We start from the raw sequence: 14,275 nt of genomic DNA on the forward strand, positions 1-14,275 counted from the left end.
GGTTATTGAATTTCAGATAGAAAACACTTGGTCAATTTGTCAAAATCTTCTTTTGTATTGAATAAATGACAAGAAATTCGAACATAATTACCTCTGTAAGAAACAAATATCTGTTCTTGTTGTAAACGATTTTTTATACTCTCTATGTTAACATGATTTGGAAGTTGAATTCCAAATAAATGCTTAGCTCTAAATTCGTCTTCTTCAATAATGCAGCCAACTTCTCGAAGTTTTTTAATAAAATCTGATGTAATAGATAGACAGTATTCTTGAATTTCAACCGGATTCCATTTTAAAAGTTGCGTTAATGCTGCAATTTGCATTTCCGTATAAATAAAGCTTCCGTGTTCACCAACGCAGTATCGATTGGCAAGTGGTTTGTATTCAGTTTGATAATTGGTTAATCCGCTTAAATTTTCGCTATTGAGTCGATTCGACCAGTTCTCTTCTAGAGGAATTCCATTGTCAAAATAAGAACCGAAATATCCATAAGCACAACCATAAGGTCCAAATAGCCACTTATAACCCGCGCATATTAAAGCATCAGGTTGTAATTCTTCAACAGAGAAAGGTAATGCACCAACAGATTGACTTCCATCAATAATAAATAATGAATTATGCACTGTTGCTTTTTCTCGAATAGCTTTTAAATTGAACAAAGTTCCGTTAGCCCAATGAATATTTCCCATAGCTATCACTGCTGTTTTGTTCGATATAGCATTCAATATATTTTCGTTCCAAAGCTTTCCTTTGTTTTCAGTTGTATTTGGTTGTTTGGCAATTTTTATAGTAGCCTTGTATTTATTTGCTAATCGTTCCCACACATAATAATTACTAGGGAATTGCTCTTCAATTAGCAATATTTCATCACCTTCATTGAGTTTTATATTATTTGCTACAGTTGACAATCCATAAGAAACAGAAGGAATACATGCAATTCTATTATAATCATCTGCTTTTACAAGTTGAGCGAAAAGTTTTTTGAGTTTAACAATTGGATCAAAATAACGAGATGCAGTAATTATATAAGGTTTACTTTTTTCTTTTACGGTTTTAATTCCGGCTTCTTCCACACTTTTAAAAGAAGGAGACTGACTGGCTATATTTAAATAAGTAATCCCTTCTGGTAAATCAAATAGATGCTTTTGGTTGGTTAAACTCATATTGATGGTATTTCTTGTAAAAATAAAAAATGCTGCATAGTATTTTATTTATCAGAATAATTTTTTACGTTAAATTAAACCAATAGAGGTTGTTGTAGTCTTACTCTAAAACTAATTAATAATTTATGGTAAAGTCGATGTATTCCCTTGTGTTGTTAGTAATTGTTTTGATTTGTTTCGCTTGTAGTAGTGAAAATGAGAATTATGAACCTGTTTCTGCTAGTATTTTAAATCTACCAAACGAACCTTATGATTATATAAACCTCAACCTACCAAGTCATTTTATCAATAATGTACCAGGACAGCCTTTACCAACATCAGTTAATGGTATCGATAACACTCCAGATGATAATCCAATTACAAATGATGGAGCTACTTTAGGTCGAGTACTTTTTTATGATAAAAAATTAAGTGCAAACGGAACTATATCTTGTGCTTCTTGTCATAAACAGGACAAAGGATTTTCGGATGATGAGGTTTTAAGTATTGGTTTTGATGGAGGAACAACAGGAAGACATTCCATGACGTTGATTAATTCTAGATATTACCAAAGAGGCCGCTTTTTTTGGGATGAAAGAGCTGCTACCTTAGAGGAACAAGTGTTAATGCCGTTTCAAGATCCAGTAGAAATGGGAATGACTATAGAGCAAGTGGTTAGTACTGTGCAAGAGCAAGAGTATTATCCTGAATTGTTTGAAAAAGCGTTTGGTTCAACAGAAATTACAAGTGATAAAATTTCAAAAGCCTTGGCGCAATTTGTTAGAAGTATTGTTAGTTATTCTAGTAAATATGACCAAGGAAGAGCTTCTTCAACTTCACCAGGCGCAAACTTTGCTAATTTTACAGCGGAGGAAAATTTAGGAAAAAATTTATTTTTTCAGACAATTCCAAATGGAGGAGGAGCTTGTTTTGGGTGTCATACAACAGAAGCATTTGTGAGTGCTAATCCTGGTCCGCAAAACAACGGACTTGATTTAGTTTCTACAACCGATTTAGGAGCAGGAGCTGTATATACTAATCCGATTTTTGAGGGACGTTTTAAAACATCAACTTTACGAAACATAGAATTAACTGCACCGTATATGCACGATGGAAGATTTGCAACGTTAGAAGAAGTCGTTGAACATTATAATAGCGGTATTCAAGCGCATCCTACACTTTCTCCAGCATTAACTGATGATAATGGAAATCCTGTAAGGCTTAATTTTACAGAAGCTGAAAAGGCTGCGTTAGTCGCATTTTTAAAAACATTAACAGACAATACAGTTAGTGATGAAGTAAAATGGAGTAATCCTTTTTAAAAAACGATAATTAAATGTAATTAAATAAAAAGGCTTAAACTTTACATAAGTTTAAGCCTTTTTAGTAAGCTTTATTTGAAGTAAGAGAAATCTTCTCCGTCTTCAATTTTTAATAATGCGTGATAAATCATTCTAATAACGTTCTCCACATCTTCTCTATGCACCATTTCTACAGTGGTGTGCATATAACGTAAAGGTAAAGAGATTAAAGCAGAGGCAACACCACCATTACTGTAAGCAAAAGCATCTGTGTCTGTTCCTGTAGCTCTTGATAAAGCAGAACGTTGGAACGGAATATTATTTTCTTCTGCGCCTTCAATAATTAAATCTCTTAATTTTTGTTGAACTGCAGGTGCATAAGCAACAACAGGACCTTTTCCAATTTCTTGATGACCTTGTGTTTTCATATCAATCATTGGAGTGGTTGTATCATGAGTCACATCAGTAACAATAGCAACATTTGGTTTAATTGTATGCGTAATCATTTCGGCACCACGAAGTCCAATTTCTTCTTGAACAGAGTTTGTAATATATAATCCGAAAGGAAGTTTTTTCTTATTTTCATGTAACAAACGAGCAACTTCAGCAATCATAAATCCACCCATTCTATTATCTAAAGCACGACAAACAAATTTGTTTTCATTTAAAATATGAAACTCATCTGGGTAAGTAATAACACAACCAACATGAACACCTAGCGCTTCAACTTCTTCTTTATTTGCACAACCTACATCAATAAAAATATTATCTTGTTTAGGAGGAGTTTCGTTTCCTTTATCTCTAGTATGAATTGCTGGCCAACCAAAAACTCCTTTTACAATTCCTTTTTTTGTATGAATATTTACAACTTTACTAGGAGCTATTTGATGATCACTTCCTCCGTTTCTAATAACATAAATTAATCCTTTGTCAGAAATATAGTTTACATACCAAGAAATTTCATCAGCATGTCCTTCAATAACTACTTTGTATTTAGCATCAGGGTTTATAACACCAACAGCACTTCCGTACGTATCGGTTATAAATTCATCAACGTAAGGTTTTAGATAGTCCATCCAAATTTTTTGTCCTTCCCATTCATAACCTGTAGGAGCAGCATTGTTTAAATATTTTTCTAAAAAGTCAATTGAATCTTTAGTTAATATGGTTTCTTTGTTTGACATAATTGTAACTAAGTTTTTTATGTTTAAGAAGTATTGGTTATCCCCAAAAACTTCTACTTTCAATAAATTCTTCTTGTTCTTTAAGTTGTTGCGGAGTTAAAACCTTTAAGAAAGAAGGATGTTGTTCTATAGCAAATTGAATTTTTTCAACAATGCTATCTACACTTTCATTTTCATAATCAATTTCCAAAGGTTCTTTAATTACCATAGACTGTAATACGTTACGCTTTTTAATCATCAATCCTTTTTTATCAAAAGATCTTCTGAATCCGTCAATAACTATTGGAACTACAGTAGGCTTAAATGTTTTGATAATATGAGCTGTTCCTCTTCGAATTGGTTTAAATGGAGTAGTAGTACCTTGTGGGAAGGTAATTACCCATCCGTCTTTTAAAGCAGTTCCGATATTAGAGATATCAGACAATTTAACTTGTCTATTAATATCTTTCCCAGAACTTCTCCATGTTCTTTCTACAGAAACAGAACCAACATAGGCAAAAATTCGAGGTAATAACCCTGATTTCATAGTTTCGCCAGCAGCAACATAATAAAGGTTTAACTTAGGTTTCCAGAGGTATCCAATATTTTTAATATTGTCATCACGACCTTTTAAAGAAGCATTAAAAACATGAAACATAGCTGCTACATCAGCAAAATAGGTTTGATGATTTGAAATGAAAAGTATGTTCTTATCTGGAAGTTGTCTTAATATTTCAGAACCTTCAATTTGCAAATTATTAAAACTCCTGTACCTACTATGAGATATAAGTCCTAATATTTGAATTAGAAAGCGTTTTATAAATAGAATATGTCCAAAAGGATTCCTTTTAAATAGGGGCATAAAAACTAATTTAGTTAAACAAATTTAAAAAAACATTTTCATTCAATTTCTTTCATTAAATCTTTTATTTCAGATAACATCATTGCAGTAGCACCCCAAACAATGTGATTATAAAATTTAAAGCACGGAACCTCAATCTCTTTCATGTAAGAAGTTTCTAAAACTACAGAAGAAACATTTTCATCATTTAGTAGAGCTTTAGCTTCGATTTCAATAAGTTTTGCTACTTCTTCATTAGGTGTAAGTATAGGCTTTTCGTCTAAAAAACCTATAAAAGGAGTAACCATAAAATTACTTGGTGGGATATAAGTATCAGATAATTGTCTAATTATTTCAACTGAATTTTGAGCCACTCCAACTTCTTCTTCAAGTTCTCTTAAAGCGGTTTGTTGTAATGAATTATCAATTTTATCGTATTTCCCTCCAGGAAAACTTATCTGGGCAGAATGAGTACCATTGTAACTTGCCCTTTGTGTTAGTAAAAAAGTAGTTTTATTATTTTCATCAGGATAAAAAAGCGCCATAACTGCAGCTTTCCTTGGATTACTTTTTTTTATTTTTTCTTCAGAAATCTTAATTCGTAATTCGGGAACGAGCTTAAATTGCGATTCTAATCCGCCTAATGGAGCTGATTTTATTTGATGAATTTGATTTTTGAAATATGAAAACTTCATTAATACTGTTACTTTTATGATTTTTTGTGTCTAATAAAGTGACTTGAAAATTGGGGAGAATTGTATACTAATTATCAAAAATATGAATATAGAAAATAAATATCAAAAATTACTATTAGGAATACTATTCGATATTATTGGATATGCTTCTTTTATAATACCTGGATTAGCTGAATTAACTGATATTGTTTGGGCACCAGCTTCTGCTTATTTAATGACTAAAATGTACAAAGGAAACAAAGGGAAAATAGCAGCTGTAATTTCATTTGTTGAAGAAGCAATGCCTTGGTTAGATGTTCTTCCTACTTTTACATTTATGTGGTTGTATACTTACGTGTTTACTAATAAGAATAAGAAGGAGACTAAAAAAACGATTGATGTTTAGTTTTTTCTGTTAAATAAAAACCCAAACCCTAAACGACTTAAAAATTTCTTTTCAAACTCCCAAAAGAAATTAAATTGACCAAATAACCAACCAACAATAGGTAATGTTGTTTGATAAATAGGAAATATTAAAAGAATACGTAAAGGATAGTAAATCCATGGATTTAACGTTTCTGATGATAATCCAAGAAAACTAGTTATTGGTTTAGCTACCCAAGCAGAGAATGAACCGTTAATAGCAAAAACAATTAATACAGCAATTACATCCCAATTAGTTTTTAAACCCCAACGTTCTTTTAGTTTTTCCAAAATAAGAAGTTAAATATTTGGGGGCAAAAGTATAGAAAAGAAAAAGGGTAAGCAAATGTGCTTACCCTTTTATTGTTATGTAGATTGAATCTTATTTTTTACCAAACAAACCACCTAAAAGACCACCTAATAAGCCTCCAGATTTCTTTTGACTTCCGCCTAAAACCATACCAGCAACATCATCAATGATACTTCCATCACCATCAGCGTCTAATATTTTTTCTAAAAAACTTTGTTCGTTTTTAGTTTTGCTACCGCCTAACATTCCGCCTAATAAATCACCTAAACCACCAGCATTACTAATGCCATTTTGCCTAGATTGTTTTCCTAAAACACCCATTAATATTGGAGCTGCAGTTTTTAGAATATCAGCAACAGCACCCGTATCCATTCCAGCTTTTTGACCAATTACTTGTTGAACACCTTGCTGTTTTGAACCTAAAATATGTCCAAGTATTTTACCACCATCGTCAACAACTTCTTTATTAACACCTCCACTAAATAAATCACCTAGATTATCTAAAATTCCTCCATCGTGTTTGCTTAAAGCTCCCATTAAACCTTCTGCTCCTTGTGGCGTCGCAGCATTTCGTTCCATAGCTTTCATTAATACAGGTAAGGCCATTGTTAATACGCTTCCTGTTTTACTATTATCTTGTCCCGTTGAACCAGCTACACCGCTGATGATAGTTTTTCCGATAGGGCTGTTTAGTAAATCTAAGATTCCTTCCATTTTTCTAAAGTTTTAAAGTTTAATGATATTTTAATTGTTACTTTGACAGTTATTTGACACAAGATACAAAATCAAAGTCACAATTTTTTTAATTTTTCACCGTATAAGTATCACTTCGTTATAATTGTTATCAATTTTATATTTTTACAGCTTACACATAAACCAAAATAAACAAATGAAGAAATTAGCACTGCACTGGAAGATTATCATAGGAATGGTTCTTGGGATATTTTTCGGGTTTATAATGAATACTATAGATGGAGGTAAAGGATTTGTTACTAATTGGATTGCTCCATTTGGTAAAATCTTCATTAATCTTTTGAAATTAATAGCAGTTCCTTTAATCTTAGCTTCACTTATTAAAGGTATTTCAGATTTAAAAGATATCTCTAAAATTAAATCGATGGGGTTAAAAACCTTAGGTATTTATATTGCCACTACTTTGGTTGCCATTGTTATTGGTTTAAGTATTGTTAATACAGTTAAACCGGGTGCAGGAATGTCTCAAGAAACCATTGAGAAAATTAAAGAGAAATATGCTAATGATGCAGGTGTTGCAGATAAGCTAAAAAAAGCTTCAGATCAGAGAGGGGCAGGACCTTTACAACCACTAGTAGATATTTTTCCTAGCAATATTTTCAAATCATTTTATAATGCGTCAATGTTACAGGTTATATTTTTTGCATTATTTGTTGGGATATCTTTGCTTTTAATTGATGAGCGAAAATCAAAGCCTTTAATTGATTTCTTTGATTCCCTTAATGAAGTCGTCATGAAAATGGTAGATTTAATAATGTTATTCGCTCCTTATGCAGTTTTTGCATTATTAGCAAATGTTATTATAGCCTTTGATGATACTGAGATATTGGTAAAATTACTTTGGTATGCACTATGTGTAGTAACAGGATTAGCAATTATGATTGGTTTTTATCTTATACTTGTTAGTGTATATGCAAAAAAGTCACCAATGTGGTTTTTACAACAAATTAGTCCAGCACAATTATTAGCATTTTCAACTAGTTCAAGTGCGGCTACCTTGCCTGTAACTATGGAACGAGTTGAAGAGCATATAGGAGTAGATAAAGAAGTTTCCGGATTTGTTTTACCAGTGGGAGCTACTGTAAATATGGATGGAACAAGTTTATATCAAGGAATAGCTGCAGTATTCATTATGCAAGTTATATGGCCAGAAGGATTAACATTTTCAAATCAATTAATAATTATTGCTACTGCATTACTGGCATCTATAGGTAGTGCGGCTGTACCAAGTGCAGGGATGGTAATGTTAGTTATTGTGTTAGAATCTATAGGTTTTCCTGCTGAATTATTACCAATTGGATTGGCACTTATTTTTGCTGTGGATAGACCGTTAGATATGTGTAGAACTGTTGTTAATGTTACTGGAGATGCTACAGTTGCTACTTTAGTTGCAAAATCTGTTGGAAAGTTAGGGAATCCGAAACCAAAAAATTGGGATGATAACTACGATAAGGTAAAATAATTTTATTTACATCCTCATTATCATATAAATAAAAAAAGAGTACTTTTATAAACGCCAAAACGACAGTCGTTATTGGTGTTTTTTTACTTAAAAATTTAAAGAAAATACTAATCAAAAACTATAACTAATTAAATGAATATTTGTTTTTTAATGTACCCTTGGGAACAAATTAAGCCTGATACCGATTCTTCATTAACTTTAATTCATGAATGTGCCAAAAGAGGTCATGGAGTTGCCATTTGTACACCTTCTAACTTAACAATTAGGAATAGTGTTACGAGTGCTTTTTGCACAATTATTGAAAGAATGGATAAAGTGCCTACTTCTCCTAAAACGTACTATAAAAAAGCAAGTACTAGAGAAGAAATGCTTCCTTTAGCTGGATTTGATGCTATTTTTATGCGTGCTAATCCACCATTAGATCCTTTAATGCTTAATTTTTTAGACTCTGTTAAAGATGATGTTTTTATAATTAATTCAGTGCAGGGAATGAGAGAGGGTAATAACAAATTATATACTGCGGTTTTTGAAGACCCTAATAATGAAATTATTCCAGTTACACACGTTTCTAAAAATAAAGGGTACCTTATAAAAACAATCGAAGAATCAGATTCTGATAAAATGATTTTGAAACCTTTAAATGGTTACGGTGGTTCTGGTGTTATTTTAATTGAAAAGTCGGCAATGGGAAATATCAATTCTTTGCTAGATTTTTACATTAGTAAAAGCGATGGTTCATCAGATTATGTAATTCTTCAAGAATATATTGAAGGTGCTGATAAAGGAGATGTACGAATTTTACTATTAAACGGAATACCTATTGGTGCAATGAAAAGGATTCCAGGAGATAAAGATCACAGATCTAATATTACAGCAGGTGGAAGAGTTGAGAGACATCGATTAACTCAGGCAGAAAAAATATTATGTAAGAAAATTGGACCAAAATTAGTTCAAGACGGACTTTATTTTGTTGGTATTGATGTGATTAATGGAAAGTTGGTTGAGGTTAATGTTATGAGTCCAGGAGGAATTACCTACATCAATAAAGTTTCAAAAGTTAAACTTCAAGAAAAAGTTGTAGACTTTTTAGAGAGCAAGGTTCTTGAAAAGAATGCGGCTTTTAAAAGAATGACAGATTTAAAGAAGCAAGTAGATGACGCTTAAAATTACCTCTCCGGTTGTATCAGTCGATTGGTTATATGAAAATAGAGATGCAGATAATTTAATTATTTTAGATGCAACTATTAAAAAAGTTGGATCCTCAGATACTTCTCTTGAGAAAAAAATGCAAATACCCAAAGCTGTTTTTTTTGATTTAAAAGATGTTTTCTTAGATAAGAAAGGTGCGTTTCCAAACACAATTCCTCAAGAAGATTATTTTGAGAAGCAAGTTCAAAGTTTAGGAATTAATAATGATTTTTGTATTATTATTTATGATGATTTAGGAGTGTATTCTTCTCCTAGAGCTTGGTGGCTTTTTAAATTATTTGGTTTTGATAATGTTGCCGTTCTAAATGGTGGACTACCAAGTTGGAAAGCAAAAGGTTATAAAGTAGAAAATCAATCTGCTACCCAATTATCAAAAGGAAATTTTAAAGCTGTATTAATTGAAGATAGAGTTGTTTCGTATCATAAAGTTTTAGATGCTATTTCTTCTGATGAATATTGTATAGCCGATGCTCGATCAAATGATCGTTTTTTAGCTAAAGTTCCTGAGCCGAGAGAAGACTTAAAAGGAGGGCATATTCCAAACTCAATAAATTTGTCTTATACAGAAGTGCAGTTGAATGGTGAAATGAAATCTAAAGAAGAATTAGAGTTGTTGTTTAAAGCTATTAATTCAAATAAAAAGAAATATATTTTTACATGTGGATCGGGAATTACTGCTTGTATTTTAGCACTAGCTCTTGAAATTACTGAAAATACTAACTACTCGGTATACGATGGTTCATGGACTGAATGGGCAAGTACACCTAATCTACCTATTGCGAAATAATTATGATTATAGAATGGACAAAAACTGAATTTGAAGCCTATGTTTTGTTATATGCTGCTCAGTGTAATTTCTTAGAAACGGAAGAAGAACGCAATTATATTCTTTCTAAAGTAGATGAGAAAACTTTTAATAAAGTACATACTCAAATTGTTTTTGATAGAGAAGAAGATATTATCGAAAACATTAAGGAGTATTTGTTAATGAATAAGTATTCAGTAGAGGAAAAAAGAAGTCTTATTAATGATATTAAAGAGGTTTTTTTTGCTGATGGTACCGTTGATAAAGTAGAGAGACAAATTTTTGCTGCATTACAAAAAATTTTGAAGTAGATGGATAAATTATCGATTGAACAAATAATTCAAAAAATTAAAAACGAAGAATGTTTTGAAGCTGTTTCCTCAGACTATTCTTTTACAATAAAGATTGAAGAATATGTGCCTTATGTTTGTGCAGCTGTTCATGATGGACATCAGTTTCGAAAAGAGTTATGGCATAATTGTTTGCACACAGAATATGAGCGTTGGTACGAAGAGGATCCATGTACTAAAGAAATGATTGCAGAGCACCCTATTGTTATAACTGGTTTAGACTCAAGATTTGAATATGATTTGAATAGAGCTCCAGAATCGGCAATTTATGAGGATGCTTGGGGTAAACAACTGTGGAAGTCTCCTTTGCCATTAGAAATGAAAGAAAAAAGCTTAGCGAAGCATGATGCTTTTTATGATGTTGTTGAGGCTTTAATTCTAAAACTTGAAGAAAAATACGAAAAGTGTATAGTTTATGATATGCACAGTTATAATTGGCAACGTTGGGAGAGAGAAGTACCTACATGGAATTTAGGTACTGCAAATGTTGATAATAATAGGTTTGGAACAGATATTGAGGAATGGAGATTGATATTAGAGCAAATGCCATTACCAAACGGAATTAAATCAACTTCAAAAGTTAATGACACGTTTCAGGGTAATGGATATTTCTTAAAATTTATAACTCAAAAATTTGAAAACACCTTGGTGCTAGCTACAGAAATAGCTAAGGTGTATTGTGATGAGTTGGACCAAATTATTTATCCAGAAGTGGTAAATGCAGTAAAAGTATATTTAAATAGTAAGTTAAAAGAACACGCAAAAGATTTTTATAGAAGACATAAATCTTAAATTTGTAGCGTAGAACTTTATAATGATGATTGATACTTCGGTGAATACACAGAAACTATTTGAAATAGACGAACGAATTGATCGACTGGTAAAAGAAATAGAATTACTTAGATATGTAAATCCGGTTAATATAGAAGAAGAAAAAACAAAATTTTTTGCTTCCAAATATTTAACGGATCCTAATTTTATATATCCAGAACGCGATTTCGATAAATTTAAATTGCATAGCGAGTTTTTTGCTTTGCCGCTTGAAGATATCGAAGATGAAATGATTCGAGATTTATATGAAGAAATTATTTACTTCTATTCTGGTTTGATTCAATGCATTGAGACAATTGGTGAAGGAAAAAAGTTTTACTACAATAGTTTACGTTCTTTCGGGTCGCCTACTGAAGATGATGTAGAGAACGCTAAATTCATTCTTCATTTTGAAGACGAAGATGTAACAGCTCCAGCTTTTAAAGCCAAGTATTCTTCTAAAGACGCAGAACAAGTTTTTGTTGATTATGGAAAGAAGTACGACTTTGATTTCAGTATAAGACATTCAAAAAAGATGAGTGCTATTGCTATGGTTTTAAATAGTAAACGTGCGTTAGTCTTAAATGAAAATTATACCTATTCAGATAATGAACTGGCAATTTTAACAAACCATGAAATTGGAGTTCATATGGTTACTACTATGAATGCTTTAGAGCATCCTTTAAAAATTTTCTCACATGGTTTTCCTAATAATGAAGAAACTCAAGAAGGATTAGCTGTTTTTAGTGAGTATATGTCTGGAAATCTTACCTTAACAAGATTAAAAGAACTGGCTTATCGTGTGTTGGCTGTTAATGGTTTAGCAAAAGGATATTCTTTTTCAAGAACTTTTCGATTATTGCACAATTCTTTTGATTTAGATCGTGAGAATGCATTTTATATAACGCTAAGAGCATACCGTGGAGGAGGTTTTACTAAAGATTACTTGTATTTAACAGGACTTAAAAAAATCTATAACCATTATAAAGAAGGTAAAGATTTGAGTAATTTGCTTACCGGTAAAGTAACCTTAGAATTTGCAAATCATATTAAGTATTTAATAGAGAAGGGATATGCAGTTCCTTCAAAATATATAACTGATTCTTATTCAGTTAATAATAATACCAATGAAACAATAAATTTTATTTTAGATAACTTGAAGTAATTGCATCACTACTGACACCAGCATTTTCTAGATTTTGTAATTCAGTAACTACATTATTTTTACTTTTCACTAGAAATTCTAACCATTTTGTGAAGTTTTCTACAGTATATTCTATAGATAGATTTTTAGAATTGAAACAAGCTAAGCCCCATTCATTATTATCAAGAGATTGGTCAACAACCCAATACCAAGCAATTTCATTATTGTTCTTATTTGTTAAAGAAAGCAAAGAACTACTTTGAATTGTTTCATCTTCAGTGGATAATTCCTCTGATAAATCTTTAAACTGATTGGTAATATATGTAGCTTCTGATGTTTTCATTACTTTAACATTGTAAACTAAATCAGCACCATCACCAAAGTATTTTAAAAATAATTTATATGATTCTGGAAACGTAAGGTTTAATTTTTCTTCAATTTTTTCAATTTCAATATCAGAAAGCTTAGTGCCTACGTTTTTATGTTTGTCATAATCATCAGCTAAACTGATTATTAATTCCATCATAGTATCTTCTACAAAAGAAGATTGTTTGATAGAGTCTATCTGTTGCTTCGCATTCTTAATCAAGGTTTTATCAGAAACATTATGTTCTATGCTTTTAGAAGCGTCCTTGTTTTTTAAATACACAAACCCCATTGCTAAAATTAATAACACAGAGATTACAAAAATTTTTAACGTTGATTTTCCCATTAGCAAATTTCAATTAGTTCGTTATAACTAGAAATAACCATATTAGCGTTTTCTAATGTCTGATTCGTAACCAACGGGTTTTTATAACCCACGGCAAAAATCCCAGCATCATTAGCCGCTTTAATTCCATTATCAGAATCTTCAATAACAATACAATGAGTTCTGTCGTGTCCTCCTAAAATAGCTGCTTTTTCAAATATTTCTGGATGAGGTTTTGAAGCTTTTAAATCTGCACCACTTATTTTAGCTGTAAAGTACTTGTGCAAATCAAAACGATCAAAAACACGATTAATATTTACCATAGCAGATGATGAAGCCAAAACAAGCGTATGACCTTTTTCGAAAAAATGTTGAATAGCATCCTCAACTCCATTAATCAAACTTAGATTAGGATCGTTTTCAAAAAAGTTTACATATCTTTTTCGTTTGTTTATTACAAGTTCTTCAGGAATTTCATTCAAATTAAAATGAGAAACTAATTTTTGAAAAGCATTAAGCGTAGAAGATCCTGTCATTGATTTATATAACTCCTCAGTTACATTTATATCTAAAGACTCAAATACTTCATAATATGCTTTTCTGTGTAACTCCTCCGAATCAATTATTACACCATCCATATCAAAGATTACGCATCTTAAATTCTGTATCATTAATCTAAAAATTTTGATAGTAATTCTGGAGTAGGAATCATGCATTGATTTTTTTTACCAAACCATTTGTATCGATTCTTTGCAATAATGTCGTATACAAAATCTCTGATAAAAGAGGGGAAAAACAATAGAAACTTACTTACCTCCCAAATTCCTCCAAAGTTACCAAATATTTTTAAAGCGGCAGTAGATTTTAAATAATAAGCTTGATTTGGTTCAAATAATATAATTGAATCCACTTTTGTGGTATCAATTTTTAAATAATCAATAATTTCTTTTCCTGTTTCAGATTGTAAGGAAGTAAACCTGAAAGTATCTTTTTTATCAAGTTTAATAATTCGTAATACCGTTTGATTGCAAAGGTTACAAACACCATCAAACAAAATAATTTTTTTATTTTCAGGAAACTCAATCATACTAATTTTTATTTTTTTTCAAAATTACAATAACTTTCTGTAACATAATTTAAAAACAAGCGTCTAGTCAGTGTATGTAAATGAAGTCGATACTTTATAAGCGTACAAAC

The 14,275-nt window shown here is 31.2% G+C and carries 17 protein-coding genes; 8 read left to right on the forward strand and 9 right to left on the reverse strand.

Translation table 11 applies throughout. The features are described 5' to 3' along the window. Window positions 1-2 precede the first annotated feature (2 nt). The gene (locus tag EV195_RS11185; protein ID WP_132795039.1) at window positions 3-1,163 is read right to left on the reverse strand and encodes an aminotransferase class V-fold PLP-dependent enzyme; all 1,161 of its coding nucleotides are present in this window, start codon (window positions 1,161-1,163) and stop codon (window positions 3-5) included. Between the two features lie 125 nt (window positions 1,164-1,288). Here EV195_RS11185 and EV195_RS11190 point away from each other — a divergent pair, with 125 nt between their 5' ends. Continuing rightward, complete coding sequence (locus tag EV195_RS11190) at window positions 1,289-2,464, forward strand: cytochrome-c peroxidase (RefSeq protein WP_132795040.1); 1,176 nt, start codon at window positions 1,289-1,291, stop codon at window positions 2,462-2,464. 71 nt (window positions 2,465-2,535) lie between these two features. Here the strand turns inward: EV195_RS11190 and EV195_RS11195 are convergent, their stop codons facing one another. The 3 genes from EV195_RS11195 to EV195_RS11205 are packed head-to-tail and all read right to left on the reverse strand — an operon-like array spanning window position 2,536 to window position 5,142. Beyond that, entirely contained in the window at window positions 2,536-3,627 is a 1,092-nt protein-coding gene (locus tag EV195_RS11195) for a M42 family metallopeptidase (RefSeq protein ID WP_132795041.1), read from the reverse strand. 37 nt (window positions 3,628-3,664) lie between these two features. Further along, on the reverse strand, window positions 3,665-4,468 hold the full coding sequence (locus tag EV195_RS11200) for a lysophospholipid acyltransferase family protein (RefSeq protein WP_132795042.1): 804 nt from the start codon (window positions 4,466-4,468) through the stop codon (window positions 3,665-3,667). Between the two features lie 38 nt (window positions 4,469-4,506). Beyond that, complete coding sequence (locus tag EV195_RS11205; RefSeq protein ID WP_132795043.1) at window positions 4,507-5,142, reverse strand: NUDIX hydrolase; 636 nt, start codon at window positions 5,140-5,142, stop codon at window positions 4,507-4,509. An 82-nt stretch (window positions 5,143-5,224) separates the two neighbouring features. Between EV195_RS11205 and EV195_RS11210 the strand changes: the two genes are divergently transcribed. After that, window positions 5,225-5,527 carry a hypothetical protein gene (locus EV195_RS11210; protein WP_132795044.1) on the forward strand — a complete coding sequence of 101 codons (303 nt, stop codon included), beginning with the start codon at window positions 5,225-5,227 and terminating at the stop codon, window positions 5,525-5,527. Here the strand turns inward: EV195_RS11210 and EV195_RS11215 are convergent. Both EV195_RS11215 and EV195_RS11220 read right to left on the reverse strand, forming a co-directional pair. Next, complete coding sequence (locus EV195_RS11215) at window positions 5,524-5,835, reverse strand: DUF6787 family protein (RefSeq protein WP_132795045.1); 312 nt, start codon at window positions 5,833-5,835, stop codon at window positions 5,524-5,526. The genes EV195_RS11210 and EV195_RS11215 overlap by 4 nt on opposite strands. 91 nt (window positions 5,836-5,926) lie before the next feature. Further along, window positions 5,927-6,568 (reverse strand): DUF937 domain-containing protein, encoded by a 642-nt coding sequence (locus EV195_RS11220; protein WP_132795046.1) that lies wholly within the window; start codon window positions 6,566-6,568, stop codon window positions 5,927-5,929. A gap of 175 nt (window positions 6,569-6,743) precedes the next feature. Here EV195_RS11220 and EV195_RS11225 point away from each other — a divergent pair, with 175 nt between their 5' ends. The 6 genes from EV195_RS11225 to EV195_RS11250 all read left to right on the forward strand — a co-directional run bounded on the left by EV195_RS11225 (window position 6,744) and on the right by EV195_RS11250 (window position 12,408). Next, window positions 6,744-8,069 (forward strand): dicarboxylate/amino acid:cation symporter, encoded by a 1,326-nt coding sequence (locus tag EV195_RS11225; RefSeq protein ID WP_132795047.1) that lies wholly within the window; start codon window positions 6,744-6,746, stop codon window positions 8,067-8,069. Between the two features lie 132 nt (window positions 8,070-8,201). Continuing rightward, window positions 8,202-9,233: a glutathione synthase gene (gene gshB / locus EV195_RS11230; protein WP_132795048.1), complete on the forward strand. Its 1,032-nt coding sequence runs from the start codon at window positions 8,202-8,204 to the stop codon at window positions 9,231-9,233. Continuing rightward, window positions 9,223-10,065, forward strand: a complete 843-nt coding sequence (locus tag EV195_RS11235; protein WP_132795049.1) for a sulfurtransferase — start codon at window positions 9,223-9,225, stop codon at window positions 10,063-10,065. Before gshB ends, EV195_RS11235 begins: the two co-directional genes overlap by 11 nt. 2 nt (window positions 10,066-10,067) lie before the next feature. After that, entirely contained in the window at window positions 10,068-10,394 is a 327-nt protein-coding gene (locus EV195_RS11240; RefSeq protein ID WP_132795050.1) for a hypothetical protein, read from the forward strand. After that, window positions 10,395-11,225: an N-formylglutamate amidohydrolase gene (locus EV195_RS11245; protein WP_132795051.1), complete on the forward strand. Its 831-nt coding sequence runs from the start codon at window positions 10,395-10,397 to the stop codon at window positions 11,223-11,225. Window positions 11,226-11,250: 25 nt separating this feature from the next. Then, window positions 11,251-12,408, forward strand: coding sequence for a flavohemoglobin expression-modulating QEGLA motif protein (locus tag EV195_RS11250; RefSeq protein WP_132795113.1), 1,158 nt, complete (start codon window positions 11,251-11,253; stop codon window positions 12,406-12,408). Here the strand turns inward: EV195_RS11250 and EV195_RS11255 are convergent. The 3 genes from EV195_RS11255 to EV195_RS11265 are packed head-to-tail and all read right to left on the reverse strand — an operon-like array spanning window position 12,386 to window position 14,165. Beyond that, window positions 12,386-13,099: an SMI1/KNR4 family protein gene (locus EV195_RS11255; RefSeq protein WP_132795052.1), complete on the reverse strand. Its 714-nt coding sequence runs from the start codon at window positions 13,097-13,099 to the stop codon at window positions 12,386-12,388. The two genes, EV195_RS11250 and EV195_RS11255, sit on opposite strands and share 23 nt — an antisense overlap. Next, window positions 13,099-13,749: an HAD family hydrolase gene (locus EV195_RS11260; RefSeq protein WP_132795053.1), complete on the reverse strand. Its 651-nt coding sequence runs from the start codon at window positions 13,747-13,749 to the stop codon at window positions 13,099-13,101. The genes EV195_RS11255 and EV195_RS11260 overlap by 1 nt, the downstream gene beginning before the upstream one ends. Further along, window positions 13,749-14,165, reverse strand: a complete 417-nt coding sequence (locus tag EV195_RS11265; RefSeq protein ID WP_132795054.1) for a thiol-disulfide oxidoreductase DCC family protein — start codon at window positions 14,163-14,165, stop codon at window positions 13,749-13,751. Before EV195_RS11265 ends, EV195_RS11260 begins: the two co-directional genes overlap by 1 nt. Between the last annotated feature and the right edge of the window lie 110 nt (window positions 14,166-14,275).

Source organism: Tenacibaculum skagerrakense (assembly GCF_004345825.1).
GTDB lineage: Bacteria > Bacteroidota > Bacteroidia > Flavobacteriales > Flavobacteriaceae > Polaribacter > Polaribacter skagerrakensis.

Excerpts from the sequence above, each read along its gene's own strand:
- EV195_RS11185 (WP_132795039.1), bottom strand. The coding sequence starts at position 1,163 with ATGAGTTTAACCAACCAAAAGCATCTATTTGATTTACCAGAAGGGATT.
- EV195_RS11190 (WP_132795040.1), top strand. The coding sequence starts at position 1,289 with ATGGTAAAGTCGATGTATTCCCTTGTGTTGTTAGTAATTGTTTTGATT.
- EV195_RS11195 (WP_132795041.1), bottom strand. The coding sequence starts at position 3,627 with ATGTCAAACAAAGAAACCATATTAACTAAAGATTCAATTGACTTTTTA.
- EV195_RS11200 (WP_132795042.1), bottom strand. The coding sequence starts at position 4,468 with ATGCCCCTATTTAAAAGGAATCCTTTTGGACATATTCTATTTATAAAA.
- EV195_RS11205 (WP_132795043.1), bottom strand. The coding sequence starts at position 5,142 with ATGAAGTTTTCATATTTCAAAAATCAAATTCATCAAATAAAATCAGCT.
- EV195_RS11210 (WP_132795044.1), top strand. The coding sequence starts at position 5,225 with ATGAATATAGAAAATAAATATCAAAAATTACTATTAGGAATACTATTC.
- EV195_RS11220 (WP_132795046.1), bottom strand. The coding sequence starts at position 6,568 with ATGGAAGGAATCTTAGATTTACTAAACAGCCCTATCGGAAAAACTATC.
- EV195_RS11225 (WP_132795047.1), top strand. The coding sequence starts at position 6,744 with ATGAAGAAATTAGCACTGCACTGGAAGATTATCATAGGAATGGTTCTT.
- gshB (WP_132795048.1), top strand. The coding sequence starts at position 8,202 with ATGAATATTTGTTTTTTAATGTACCCTTGGGAACAAATTAAGCCTGAT.
- EV195_RS11235 (WP_132795049.1), top strand. The coding sequence starts at position 9,223 with ATGACGCTTAAAATTACCTCTCCGGTTGTATCAGTCGATTGGTTATAT.
- EV195_RS11240 (WP_132795050.1), top strand. The coding sequence starts at position 10,068 with ATGATTATAGAATGGACAAAAACTGAATTTGAAGCCTATGTTTTGTTA.
- EV195_RS11245 (WP_132795051.1), top strand. The coding sequence starts at position 10,395 with ATGGATAAATTATCGATTGAACAAATAATTCAAAAAATTAAAAACGAA.
- EV195_RS11250 (WP_132795113.1), top strand. The coding sequence starts at position 11,251 with ATGATTGATACTTCGGTGAATACACAGAAACTATTTGAAATAGACGAA.
- EV195_RS11255 (WP_132795052.1), bottom strand. The coding sequence starts at position 13,099 with ATGGGAAAATCAACGTTAAAAATTTTTGTAATCTCTGTGTTATTAATT.
- EV195_RS11260 (WP_132795053.1), bottom strand. The coding sequence starts at position 13,749 with ATGATACAGAATTTAAGATGCGTAATCTTTGATATGGATGGTGTAATA.
- EV195_RS11265 (WP_132795054.1), bottom strand. The coding sequence starts at position 14,165 with ATGATTGAGTTTCCTGAAAATAAAAAAATTATTTTGTTTGATGGTGTT.